At 36.3% G+C, this 12,515-nt stretch carries 14 protein-coding genes; 4 read left to right on the forward strand and 10 right to left on the reverse strand.

Going from position 1 to position 12,515, the window contains the following annotated elements; genetic code table 11:
• The first annotated feature begins 66 nt into the window (after nucleotides 1–66).
• The 3 genes from porV to HNS38_RS02325 all read left to right on the forward strand — a co-directional run bounded on the left by porV (nucleotide 67) and on the right by HNS38_RS02325 (nucleotide 2,522).
• On the forward strand, nucleotides 67–1,245 hold the full coding sequence (gene porV / locus HNS38_RS02315; RefSeq protein ID WP_172281271.1) for a type IX secretion system outer membrane channel protein PorV: 1,179 nt from the start codon (nucleotides 67–69) through the stop codon (nucleotides 1,243–1,245).
• A gap of 110 nt (nucleotides 1,246–1,355) precedes the next feature.
• Nucleotides 1,356–1,829: a 2-C-methyl-D-erythritol 2,4-cyclodiphosphate synthase gene (ispF, locus tag HNS38_RS02320; RefSeq protein WP_172281273.1), complete on the forward strand. Its 474-nt coding sequence runs from the start codon at nucleotides 1,356–1,358 to the stop codon at nucleotides 1,827–1,829.
• Nucleotides 1,830–1,850: 21 nt separating this feature from the next.
• Nucleotides 1,851–2,522, forward strand: coding sequence for a tetratricopeptide repeat protein (locus tag HNS38_RS02325; RefSeq protein WP_172281275.1), 672 nt, complete (start codon nucleotides 1,851–1,853; stop codon nucleotides 2,520–2,522).
• Nucleotides 2,523–2,574: 52 nt separating this feature from the next.
• On the opposite strand, the gene HNS38_RS02330 is transcribed toward HNS38_RS02325, so the two are convergent.
• The 6 genes from HNS38_RS02330 to HNS38_RS02355 are packed head-to-tail and all read right to left on the reverse strand — an operon-like array spanning nucleotide 2,575 to nucleotide 6,330.
• A complete protein-coding gene (locus HNS38_RS02330; RefSeq protein WP_172281277.1) occupies nucleotides 2,575–3,111 on the reverse strand; it encodes an ATP-binding protein in 537 nt (178 codons plus the stop codon).
• A gap of 10 nt (nucleotides 3,112–3,121) precedes the next feature.
• Nucleotides 3,122–3,865 (reverse strand): PHP domain-containing protein, encoded by a 744-nt coding sequence (locus HNS38_RS02335; protein ID WP_172281279.1) that lies wholly within the window; start codon nucleotides 3,863–3,865, stop codon nucleotides 3,122–3,124.
• Nucleotides 3,862–4,200, reverse strand: coding sequence for a DRTGG domain-containing protein (locus tag HNS38_RS02340; protein ID WP_172345921.1), 339 nt, complete (start codon nucleotides 4,198–4,200; stop codon nucleotides 3,862–3,864). Before HNS38_RS02340 ends, HNS38_RS02335 begins: the two co-directional genes overlap by 4 nt.
• The gene (locus HNS38_RS02345) at nucleotides 4,187–5,548 is read right to left on the reverse strand and encodes a [Fe-Fe] hydrogenase large subunit C-terminal domain-containing protein (RefSeq protein WP_172281283.1); all 1,362 of its coding nucleotides are present in this window, start codon (nucleotides 5,546–5,548) and stop codon (nucleotides 4,187–4,189) included. The genes HNS38_RS02340 and HNS38_RS02345 overlap by 14 nt, the downstream gene beginning before the upstream one ends.
• An 8-nt stretch (nucleotides 5,549–5,556) precedes the next feature.
• The gene (locus HNS38_RS02350) at nucleotides 5,557–5,982 is read right to left on the reverse strand and encodes an ATP-binding protein (RefSeq protein WP_172281285.1); all 426 of its coding nucleotides are present in this window, start codon (nucleotides 5,980–5,982) and stop codon (nucleotides 5,557–5,559) included.
• A gap of 3 nt (nucleotides 5,983–5,985) precedes the next feature.
• Complete coding sequence (locus tag HNS38_RS02355; RefSeq protein WP_172281287.1) at nucleotides 5,986–6,330, reverse strand: hypothetical protein; 345 nt, start codon at nucleotides 6,328–6,330, stop codon at nucleotides 5,986–5,988.
• A 278-nt stretch (nucleotides 6,331–6,608) separates the two neighbouring features.
• On the opposite strand from HNS38_RS02355, the gene HNS38_RS02360 reads away from it, so the two are divergent.
• Nucleotides 6,609–7,229, forward strand: coding sequence for a hypothetical protein (locus HNS38_RS02360; protein ID WP_172281289.1), 621 nt, complete (start codon nucleotides 6,609–6,611; stop codon nucleotides 7,227–7,229).
• A 267-nt stretch (nucleotides 7,230–7,496) separates the two neighbouring features.
• On the opposite strand, the gene HNS38_RS02365 is transcribed toward HNS38_RS02360, so the two are convergent.
• Genes HNS38_RS02365 through HNS38_RS02380 form a run of 4 tightly spaced genes read right to left on the reverse strand, consistent with a single transcriptional unit; the run spans nucleotide 7,497 to nucleotide 12,049 of the window.
• On the reverse strand, nucleotides 7,497–7,982 hold the full coding sequence (locus HNS38_RS02365) for an NAD(P)H-dependent oxidoreductase subunit E (RefSeq protein WP_172281291.1): 486 nt from the start codon (nucleotides 7,980–7,982) through the stop codon (nucleotides 7,497–7,499).
• A 53-nt stretch (nucleotides 7,983–8,035) separates the two neighbouring features.
• The gene (locus tag HNS38_RS02370; RefSeq protein WP_172281293.1) at nucleotides 8,036–9,814 is read right to left on the reverse strand and encodes an NADH-dependent [FeFe] hydrogenase, group A6; all 1,779 of its coding nucleotides are present in this window, start codon (nucleotides 9,812–9,814) and stop codon (nucleotides 8,036–8,038) included.
• A gap of 12 nt (nucleotides 9,815–9,826) precedes the next feature.
• A complete protein-coding gene (locus HNS38_RS02375) occupies nucleotides 9,827–11,620 on the reverse strand; it encodes an NADH-quinone oxidoreductase subunit NuoF (protein WP_172281294.1) in 1,794 nt (597 codons plus the stop codon).
• Between the two features lie 33 nt (nucleotides 11,621–11,653).
• Nucleotides 11,654–12,049 carry a ferredoxin gene (locus HNS38_RS02380; protein ID WP_172281295.1) on the reverse strand — a complete coding sequence of 132 codons (396 nt, stop codon included), beginning with the start codon at nucleotides 12,047–12,049 and terminating at the stop codon, nucleotides 11,654–11,656.
• Between the last annotated feature and the right edge of the window lie 466 nt (nucleotides 12,050–12,515).

Consider the following 12,515-nt stretch of genomic DNA (forward strand, 5'->3'; position numbering starts at 1 on the left):
AATTCGTTACCTTTGCACGCTTTTAGCATAATTAATAAAATTTAGAGTATAAAATTAAACACTATAATGAAAAAAGTATTAAGCATCTTACTGTTAGCTACAGTGATTCTAGGATTGAATCAGACGACTTTTGCACAAGAGACCGGGGCTGAAAGAGAATGGGGAACCATTACCACAGCTGTTCCGTTCTTAATGATTGGCCCAGACGCCCGTTCAGGTGGTATGGGTGATGTTGGTGCAGCTACTACACCCGATGGAAATAGTATTTATTGGAATGCTTCAAAATTAGCATTTGTTGAAAATTCAGTTGGTTTTAATGTATCCTATGTGCCATGGCTAAAAGGATTGGTAGATGATATTGGACTAGGATATGTTTCAGGTTATGGTAGAATTAATGATAAATCAGTGGTTTCGGCCTCTTTAAGATATTTTTCTTTAGGTAGTATCACCTTTACCAATGACGAAGGTGTATCTCAAGGTACTTACAAACCAAATGAGTTTGCAGTTGACGTAGCCTATGCCAGACAATTAAGCAAGAACTTTTCAGCTGCTGTAACAGGTAAATTCATCTACTCTAACCTTACTTTAGGACAAGATGTTGGTGGCGTTGAATCTCGTGCAGGTACTTCAGTTGCTGCTGATGTTACTGTTTTTTACACTAAACCTTTACGTTTTTCTCAGGGTCGTCGTGGAACTTGGGGCCTTGGTGGTGGTATTTATAATATTGGTAATAAGATTTCTTATACCAGTTCTACTGAAAAGGATTTCATCCCAACAAATTTAAAAATTGGAACAACCTTCTCTATGGATTTAGACGATTATAACTTCTTCTCCTTAAGTTTAGATTTCAATAAGCTTTTGGTTCCAACTCCTCCTGTATATTATAAAGAAGGTGACAACATACCTGAAGGTTCTGAAGTAGGTGATTTAGTTCCTCCTTACAAGGATAATAACGTATCTCCATTACAAGGTATGATTCAATCATTCTACGATGCTCCATTCAAAGAAGAATTACAAGAAATAAATATTGCTGTTGGTGCTGAGTATTGGTACGACAAGCAGTTTGCATTACGTGGTGGTTATTTCTATGAGTCTCCAAGCAAAGGTAATCGTCAGTATTTCACATTAGGTGCTGGTTTACGTTATAATGTATTTGGATTAGATTTCTCTTATCTCATCGCAACTAACCCTAATAACCCTCTAAAGAATACTTTGAGATTTACTCTTACTTATGATATTGAGTAAAAGAAGTACTTAGAGTACTTAAAGTTCAAAAACATATAGTGGCTGTCTTTTAGATGGTCACTTTTTTTATGTCTGAAAAAATTAATTTTACCTTTGCAAAAAACAATAGCATGAGAATAGGAACAGGATTCGATGTACATCAATTATCAGAAGGATATAAGCTCATCTTAGGTGGAATAGAAATCCCTCACAATAAAGGCTGCGTAGGTCATTCTGATGCTGATGTATTGATTCATGCCATCTGTGATGCATTATTGGGTGCATTGGCTTTAGGAGACATCGGACAGCATTTTCCGGATACTTCTGAGGAGTTCAAGGGAATTGACAGCAGAATTCTATTGAAAAAAGTAAACGAGCTGGTGAGAAAACAAGGATACGAGATTTCAAATATAGATTCTACCCTTGCTTTACAAAAACCAAAAGTAAAACCCTATATCCCGCAAATGAGAGCCGAACTCGCTAAAGTTCTCGGAATTGAGATAAATCAGGTCTCTGTTAAAGCTACAACTACTGAAAAATTGGGTTTTGAAGGACGTGAAGAGGGGGTTAGTGCGCAGGCTGTATGTATACTCTTTAAGAAATAACACAATATATCACATGGATCTATGAAAAGCTTAGTCATCATCTTTCTGTTGATCTTCAGTATTTATTCTTGTCAAAAAACAGATGATGCTATCACTGTTGTGCAGAAGTTTCACTCATTTAAAAAAGGAACAGATCTTAGTAAAGAATATAATTTATTGTCCTATGAAAGTAAATTTTATACTAGTTTAGATATTTATAAGACAGTTTATAGTAACAGAGCTGAGCTTCTTGATACTGCTGACGTATTTATCATTGGAACAACAAGAGAAATAGACTTAGACCATCCTCACAAAAATTTCAAACTTTTCGAGACAGAAGCAACAACCATATTGAAAAACTCCAATGATACTATCCGTAATTATTATTACTGTACAACAAAGAAAGAGGACAATACTTGGAAAATTGTTTGGCTTATATACGTGAATCAAATTGCCAATTCGTATAAAAACGAAGGGGATTATCAAGAAGCACTTAATTGGTATTATGAAATGGTTAGGCTGGATCCCTATTGTTATTATGCATATTTCCAACTTAGCCATTATTACTTCAATAGAGGAGACTATCAATCAGCTAAATCTTATAACGATACAGCTTTTATATTTTCTCCTAAATGGAATACGAAAGAACATATTCGATATAATAAAGTCCTTGAAGATTCTATTAGTAACAAGAGAAACAACTCATGTAAATAGTGCGGATTAAATTTGATTGGGCACTTTCTAAACTTTAAGTACTCAAGGCTCTTTATTCACTCAACAAATTCCCCTCAATCATCTCCTTAATAAACATTTCCACTTCCGGAGTATTTATAGGAAGCCCATCGAGCACTTCTAAGACTTCTTCTGTATCGAAGTGGAATACTACATTAGCATTATTATAATCGAAAATAAAGCGAATATCAGGACAGGAACAACATAGACCAGAAATGACACCTGCAATATCTCCTAATTCTGGCAAATCTAGGTGAGAATGTTGAAAATTCATATCAAGCTCAGTTCCTTTCCCTAATTCCGACTCAATACTAAAACTTCCATTACACTCGTCGGCTCTTTGCTTGATTAAGGGAATGCCCAAACCCACTTTTCTTGTGGTCCGTGTAGTAAAAAATGGATCGGTAATCGATTCCACTTGTTCCTTACTCATCCCACTTCCGTCATCTATAATAGAAATACTCAAACGATCTTTAATAACATCCTCAGAGATTTTTATGGTGATATTTTTTGCTTTTGCTCTGATGGAATTATGAGCGATATCGAGTATATGTAGAGATAAGTCTTTCATTCGTAATTTTCTATTTTGGGATTTCGCAATAACGCCCATCTAATTTCGAAAAGGCTTTTTTCATTTCTTCGAAGTTAGCTTCTTTTAAATAAAAATTAGTAAAAGCACTGGCTATGTCTTCCACATAATGGGCATCGGAGGATTGAATGAAGCTCCTTCCTTTTAAATACGGAAACTGAGAGAGCAATTCTTCTTCACTGCTTCGTTTGCTAATTTCAATGGCTGTACACTTTATATCTGGAGGAATAAAACCCAATTGACTTGTCAAACTAAAAGCGGGTCTATCCACATGAGCAGGTATAAAGAATCCACCATTATGCATCACAAACTCCCCTATCTCGTCTACGTCTTTATCAATGGCATTGATTAATAAATATTCCTCCTCCGAAATGATTTCTTCCTTTTCATTCACCACCAATTGCTCTCCAAAGTATTTTGGATTATTTGGGATTTTGAGGATGTTTTCATCAATAAAATCTTGCAGTAGTTGGAGTTTCTCATCATTGGGCATAAAACATAAAAGATGGGCTTCCTCTTTAGAAGTTAGCTCGGCTCCACAAAGGGTAAAGATATTGACTTTAGCAGCCAAGTCACGCACCAATCTGGCATGTTTGGTAGAATTATGATCAGTAATACCCATGATTTGAATACCGCGCAAATGCGCATGCTCCACTAATTGAGACGGACTCATGTCCAAATCTCCACAGGGCGAAAGAACCGTATGAAGGTGCAAATCGGCCCTAAACTTGATCATGACTTTTGCATCAATTGATAAATGAGGCCACAGAGTTCAAAAGCAGGTTTATCACTACCTAGAACAGGAAGGTCTTCTTCGTTGCTGGCTTCCAAAGTATCGGCATTGGGTTGGTGATTATTCACCAATAAAATTCCACTCATATCTTTTAAAGCAGCTACTGCCATGGCATTTTTATGAGTTTGGAGTGTAATCCATAATTGATTTTCATCTCCATTCCCCATCACATCGCTTAATAAATCGCTACAATAAACTGATTCAACTAGTTTATCTAATCCTTTTTCACCGGAATAAACCTTCAGTTCTAATTTTTCTACTATATCACGAATAGTCATTTATGGCTCCTTTTTTATTACAATCTTTATCTAATCTATCTTTTCCCCAGATGCTTTCAATAATATTAAAAGCATGCTCTGGGCTTAGGCGGTGATGCTTTTCCATTTCGCGCTGCATAAACACACAATGGGATAAAATGGCATTTCCTTTGGCCACATCCTCGGCCAAAGACTTACAAGTGGGTGCTCCGCAAGCTCCACAATCGAAACCTGGCAAATAGCACATCATCCTGCGTGTTTTATTCATCATTTTCAGTGCTTGACTGGGGTTACTATCCAAAGCCAAAACCGACATTTCTTCTATCTCCTCTAACTGCAAGTCTTTTTTCTCCAATAATAGTTTAGGAAGAGGAGTCTGCTTTTGTTGATTTCCTTCAGCGCGTTTCTTCAAGCTTTCTACACATAAAAATCTATTTTGAGGATTGAGTATTCCTCCAGCACAACCCTGATCACAAGCTTTGAGTTCGAGAAAGTCAATATCTTTAAAATCATCTTTATCGATATTTTCTAAGAATTCTATACTGTGGTTCATCCCATCGATGCTTAAACAACGACCAGAAAGATGATTACTTTCTCCTCCTCGTAAACTCCACCCAACACTTTTCCCACTTAAATGATCTTCAATATCTTCAGCCTCCTCTTCCTCGTTTCCTTGCAAAAGCTGTGTAACTTTATTAAAAAACACATCCATATTGATGCTACCAGTGATAGGAATTTCTTCTTCGTTATGCGCGTTTTTGATGGCTGCTGCTTTAGCGGCACAAGGTGTCACATAGAATATTTGGAACTTGGCATCCTCTCCTTTTTCCTTCTTAATGGAACGAGAAATATGCAAAGCAGAAATATCTACTGGCGATTTAAGATGAGCTATAGAAGAAACCAATTCGGGGAAACGAGTTTGAATGAGTCGAACAATTGCTGGACAAAAGGAAGAAATAGTTTTCTGACCTTTCTTGTCTGATAAATAATTCTCCAACTCTTCGGAAAGGTATTCTACAGACTCTTCTACCTCAAAAACATCATCAAAACCCATTTTTAAGATGGCCTTGGTAATTCGTCTTCTAGAGATGTCTGGAGAAAATTGCCCCCAGAATACTGCAGGTAATAAGGCCACATGAACCGTTTCATCCAGATGAAATTCTGTTAAATCCTCTTTTACAACAATGGCTTTTACTGGACAAACTCGTTCACAATCGCCACAATCTACACACTTTGGATCTTCGAGTGTTGCTTTTCCATTCCAAACACGAAGCGCCTCTGTAGGGCATACTCTCACACAATGCGAACAACCAATACACTGGACTTCGTCAATTTGTATCATGTGATTGAATACCTCGTTTTTTATCATGATAAGTCCTAGCTTTTAAAATATGATGTAATAGTTAAAGTGGTTCCTACTCCTACTATAGATTCTATTTGTAAATCATCGGAATTTTTTTTGATATTGGGCAATCCCATACCAGCTCCAAATCCCATTTGTCTTACCTCCTCTGAGGCGGTTGTATATCCTTTTTTCATGGCCTGATCGATATCAGGAATTCCAGGACCCACATCTGCAAGTATAGCTTTTATTTTTTCTTCGTCGATAAAAACTTCAATCTTACCCCCATTGGCATGAGCAATCATATTCACTTCTGCTTCATAAACGGAGACTACCATTTTCTTAATCACAGCAGCATCGATACCCAACATCTTCAAATTTTTTTTGATATTGCTGCTGGCATTTCCTGCATTAGAAAAATCACCATCTTTAATCGAATATTTCAGTTTTAAAGTTTCCATGTACTAATAAAGAGCTTTTAATCCATTTTGATATAAAATTCCACATACTTTATAAAGAGAAAATGGGGAGGATAATAAAACAATATCATTCTCGTTGGCTAAATCAATCATTTCTTTGGTGACTTCTTTTCCCCTAGCAATAAGTACAATTTCGATATCAGCCATTTCAGCCGTTCGAATACTTTGAGTATTGGCAAGCCCAGTAATGAGTAGAGGTACTTGGTCTTCCAAGGTCAGCACATCACTCATTAAATCGGAGCCAAATGCATATTCAGGAATTGCCACATCGGTACATCCAGTATGCAGCTTAGCCTGAAGGGGTTCTAATAGGTTTTGTATTGTTCGCATTATATATTAAATTTTTCGGGGACAAAGTTAAGGCTTTAGTGGATTATATTGTTCAGATAACACAGATTCTAGGCTAATTTAAAAGGGGTTTAAAGAGGGAAATTAGTTGGAAGTTAGAAGCTTGAAGCAGGAAGAAAAACAACTGAATCAAAATTTCAAATTTTAGAAAAATCATCTATTTACAATTTGGTTCATGTCCAAACTAAAACATTGATTACTTATTCTTTTGAGAGTAATTATGGCTTGATATATTGATTGATAATCACAACATTTTAATAATGAAAAAGTCAATATTAATTCTCATTTTTATTCTTAGTACAATTTCAATCGCTTATTCTTATGATTGCAAAACAAACCTACAATATTCTGAATATGAAAGAGCAGACTATATTTTTACAGGGAGAATAATTGAAGTTAATTATCCCAAAGGATATTATAAGGTTGAGGTAACAGAAAACATAAAAGGTAGTGTTGACGAAATCGCAACCCTTAGCATGGGAAACAAATATTCTTCAACCATACACCCTGAAAGATTTGATTTTTGGCTTATTTATGCATCAAAATATAAAAATGACAGCTTATTTGCAGACTGTTGTGGTCATTCACTTCAATTAACAGGAACACAAAGATATCAATCCCCACCTCCTCCTTACGAAATTATAGTTGACGAAAGATTCCTCCTCAGGAAAATAAATCGTTTGTCACAAAACTTGACTAATAATGAAGAAATTATATCATTAAGATTTCATGTGCAAAATGAAAAAATAGGGGAAATTCTTAACAACCAACAAATCATAATATCCAAATTAGAAAATGATCTATTCTATCAAAAAGGATTTGCTGCCATATTAATAATACTGCTTGTGTTACTTTTGTTCAAAAAAAATACTAAGCCCTAAAATAGGACCTGGGATTTATACTAGAAGCAAACTTTAAGTACTTTAGGCACTTTAGCTCACTTTAAATACTAATTTTATCCCGTACCCTTCGACAGGCTCAGGGTACTTTGAAACAAACTCTAGATCGAAATATTCTTGACCAAATAAAAAATCCCAAGCCATAAAACATGACCTGGGATTTATATTAGAAGTCAACTCTAAGTACCTGTCTGACTGCGCAAGCCAGGCAGGCTTTAGGCACTTTAGTCAACTTTAAGTACTTCTATTCTAAGCATCGTACTCAGCAAGAATTTCTTTAACGCCATCAGGAGCAACACGACCGTAAGTTTTTTCACCTACCAAAACCACTGGAGCCAATCCACAAGCACCCACACAACGTAAGCTGCTCAAAGAGAATTTACCATCAGCAGTAGTTTCACCTTGTTTGATTCCTAATTCTTTTTCGAATTCCACCATTACATTTTCTGCACCACGAACATAACAAGCTGTTCCTGTACAAATGCTAATTGGATGTTTTCCCTTAGGCTTCATGGTGAAGAAAGAATAGAATGTAACTACTCCATAAACCTTAGCTAAAGCTACATTTAAGTTCTCGCTTACTACTTCTTGCACTTCTGCAGGTAGGTAACCAAACTCGCCTTGACATTTGTGTAAAACATTGATTAACTCACCTGGCTCGTTGCCGAAAAAGTCACAAATCTCAACGATTTTTGCGATGTCTTTTTCTTTTAATTTTATTTTAGTTTCTGACATTTTTTCAAATTTAAATGATTCTTAATTCGTTAGATTCCTCTAGACTTTAATTACTATTCTTCAATATCTCTTTTGCGTTTGCGATCGAAATAATGAGTATGTAATAATTCGTGTGACAACTCACCACAAGGCTCACCTAAGAATGTTTCATATAATTCTTTGATAGCTGGGTTCTCATGAGATTTTCTGATTGGTTTACCAGCATCTTCACGATATAAAGCAGCAGCACGTTTCTGAAGAATCTCAGAATCGCCATGGTGTAGAGGTTGACCACCACCACCAATACATCCACCAGGACAAGCCATGATTTCAATAGCGTGGAAATGTGATTTACCATCACGAATATCATTTAATAATTTACGAGCATTTCCAAGACCATGAGCAATACCAATCTTAACTTCTAAACCATCGAAGTCAACACTACCAGCTCTGATACCTTCCATACCTCTTAATTGTTTAAGGTCAACTTTTTCTAAAGTTTTACCAGTATGAACTTCATAAGCAGTACGAGCAGCAGCTTCAATTACACCACCTGTAGCACCAAAGATAACACCCGCTCCAGTAGATTCGCCCATTGGCTGGTCGAAATCACTTTTCTCAAGGGTATTTAAGTCCATATTAGCTTGCTTAATGAGATGAGCTAATTCGCGAGTAGAAATAGAGAAATCAACATCAGGATTTCCGTTTACTTTAAACTCGTCACGTTGAGCTTCATATTTCTTAGCTAAACAAGGCATGATAGAAACCACAACCATATCTTCGCGCTTAATTCCTAATTTTCCTGCAAAATAAGTTTTAGCAATAGGGCCAAACATTTGCTGTGGAGAACGTGCTGTTGAAGGAATGTCCTTCATATCTGGGAATTGAGTTTCGAAGAAATTAACCCAACCTGGACAGCAAGAAGTTAATATAGGAAGTTTCACATTCTTATCACCTGCTAAATGTGCATTTAAACGACCTAATAGCTCAGTACCTTCTTCCATAATGGTAAGGTCGGCAGCAAAGTCAGTATCAAATATGTGATCGAAACCAAGACCTCTTAAAGCAGTTACCATTTGACCAGTAACTAAAGTTCCAGCTTCCATTCCAAACTCTTCACCAAGTGCAGCTCTAACAGCAGGAGCAGTTTGTACCACAACAGTTTTTGTTGGGTCGGCAATTGCTCTAATCACTTGAGGAGTGTGGTCTACTTCTGTTAATGCAGCAGTAGGACATACAGCTACACACTGCCCACAGTAAGTACAAGTACTGGCTTCTAAGTTCATTTCGAAAGCTGTACCAACAGCTGCTTCAAAACCACGGTTGATAGCAGAAAGCGCACCAACAGTTTGGACTTCGTTACACATGGTTTCGCAACGACGACACATGATACATTTATCAAGGTTACGAATAATACTTGGAGAAGTGTCTAAACGGTATGACGACATTTCGCAAGTAGTTTCATTAGGAATTTCACGAACTCCTAATTTTTGCGCCATATCTTGCAAGTCACAATGACCCGATTTAGAACAAGTTAAACACTCTTTTGGGTGATCACTTAAAATGAATTCCATAACAGTACGACGAGCGTTAATCACTCTCATTGTATTGGTACGAACAACCATTCCGTCATCTGCTTTTGTAGAGCAAGAAGGAGCCAAATTTCTACGGCCTTCTACTTCTACAACACAAATTCTACAACCACCAGGTTTATTTTCGATATCTAAATGCTCCAAATTCATGTAACACAAAATTGGGATTTCGATATTTAATTTTTTAGCTGCGTGATAAATAGTAGTACCTTTTTCTACTTCTATCACTTTATTATCTATTGTTAATTTGATCATGTCCATTTTCGAGCCTCCTTATATTAATTCAATGGCGTTAAACTTACACTTGTCCATACATGCTCCACATTTGATACAAATGCTTTGGTCGATGAGATGAACCTCTTTCTTTTCACCAGAAATACAACCTACAGGACAAACTCTAGCACAAGCTGTACAGCCTACACATTCCTCATCAATAATATTGTATTTCAATAATGACTTACACTGTCCAGCTTCACACTTATGATCTGATACGTGAGCTAAAAACTCATCATAAAAATTATCAAGCATTGATAAAACTGGATTTGGAGAAGTTTGACCTAATCCACAAAGAGAAGTATCCTTGATGACATTACTCATATTTTTAAGTAAATCTAGATCATGCATGGTCCCTTTTCCTTCAGTAATTTTATGTAGTGTTTCGTGTAATCTTTTGTTACCAATTCTACATGGAGCACATTTACCACAAGATTCTTCAACAGTAAATTCTAAGTAGAATTTAGCCATTGCTACCATACAATCGTCTTCATCCATAACAATCATACCACCAGACCCCATCATAGAGCCAGCTGCTATCAAGTTATCAAAGTCAATTGGAGTATCTAAATGCTTTTCCGTTAAACATCCACCAGAAGGACCACCGGTTTGAACGGCTTTAAATTTCTTGCCATCTTTAATTCCACCACCAATTTCGAAAATAACTTCTCTTAGTGTAGTTCCCATTGGTACCTCAATAAGACCAACATTATTAATCTTACCAGCTAAAGCAAATACTTTAGTTCCTTTAGATTTTTCAGTTCCAATAGAAGAGAACCATTCAGCTCCCTTAAGGATAATCGCTGGAATGTTAGCGAAAGTCTCAACGTTATTTACGTTTGTTGGCTTTCCATTATAGCCAGATTCTGCTGGGAATGGAGGCTTAACAGTTGGTTCACCTCTATGACCTTCCATAGAATGGATAAGTGCAGTTTCTTCACCACAAACGAAAGCACCAGCTCCGTATCTTAGTGTGATATCGAAATCAAATCCAGTTCCAAGAATGTCTTTTCCTAATAAACCATATTCACGAGCTTGCTTAATAGCCACGTGTAATCTCTCAATAGCTAGAGGATACTCAGCCCTAATATAGATAATACCTTCATCTGAACCCATGGTATAACCACAGATAGCCATAGCTTCTAATACAGAGTGTGGGTCACCTTCTAAAATAGAACGATCCATAAAAGCACCTGGGTCACCTTCATCGGCATTACAAACTACATATTTCTTATCGGCTTCGTTTTGGGCAGCAAACTGCCATTTTAGACCAGTTGGGAATCCCCCTCCTCCTCTACCGCGAAGACCTGATTTTTTAATGATATCGATAGTTTGCTCTGGAGTATACTCTGATAATACCTTTCCTAAAGCTTCGTAACCATCGGCTGCGATATACTCATCTACCACTTCTGGATTAATGAAACCACAATTTCTTAATGCGATACGGATTTGTTTCTTATAGAAATCCATATGCTTACTATCTGGTTCTGTTACTCCTTTATTAGGATCAACATATAATAAGCTTTCAACTTTACGACCTTTGATGATATGCTCATCAATAATCTCAGTAACGTTCTCAGGCTTCACCTCTGTATAGAAAGTGTTGTCTGGTAACATTTTTACAATAGGCCCTTTTTCACAAAAGCCAAAACAACCGGTAATGACCACCTGAACTTCTTCGTCCAGATTTCTATATTCCAGTTCTTTCTTCATTTTTTCAACTATGGTATCGCTTTGAGAAGCACGGCAACCTGTTCCGCCGCAAACCATCATATGCATTTTATATTCTGACATTAGCTTTGTTTTTCTGATTAATAAACCTATTGACTATTCATTAATGTTTTGATAGTTTGGAGGAATGATACCGTCCAACAACTCACCTTGCTTGATATACTTCTCAATGATTTGGTCAGCCTTTTTCACATCAACATAACCAAAAACAATAGGATCTTTACCAGGAACCAAAACTTCTACAGTTGGTTCAGCATAGCAATATCCCATATCGCCTACCTGAGTAGTAATACCATTTATATTTCTTTTGGCCATTTCTTCGGTGAAGTAATGATATACTTCTTTGGCTCCACTGGCGATGCCGCTAGTGGCCATACCTACTCTAATCTGGACTACTGATTCAGGATTTTCTGCGTTCTCCCTGAGTTGGATTTTCGATTGCAGTTCACTCTTCATTGCTCGTAAATCTGCTAACGTTTTAACTTTTGCCATTGTAATTATATTTATTTCGTATTTGATTCTATTTAAGCGCTTGTTATCCTACTAACAATTGGGCAAAATTAGTTTCAAGAATTGTATCCTCCAAACAACTTTGTTATAATTTTCACAATAATGAGCATTTTAATAGAATTTATATATAATCCAAATAAGAATCACTGTAACATACTGATTGACTGAATACTTTTGTAATTTAAAACGAGTTAAAATATTTTTGATTTTCTAAGTAAAAAACGCATGAAATGAGTAATAATGCACGGAAATAATAAATATCTATCAAAATCTATATTTAAAACCCGATACATGATATGAATTTTATCCCGAGAAAATAGCCAAATAGAATATTGATATCACGATAATCAAGCTTCAATCTTCACAGAACTAATTGAATCAAGATAGATTACAGCTCTTTTTTAACAGTTTTGGGGCCAATCTTTCCTTGATATTTACGATATTCCTG

This window comes from Lentimicrobium sp. L6, assembly GCF_013166655.1.
Classification (GTDB): Bacteria; Bacteroidota; Bacteroidia; order Bacteroidales; family UBA12170; genus UBA12170.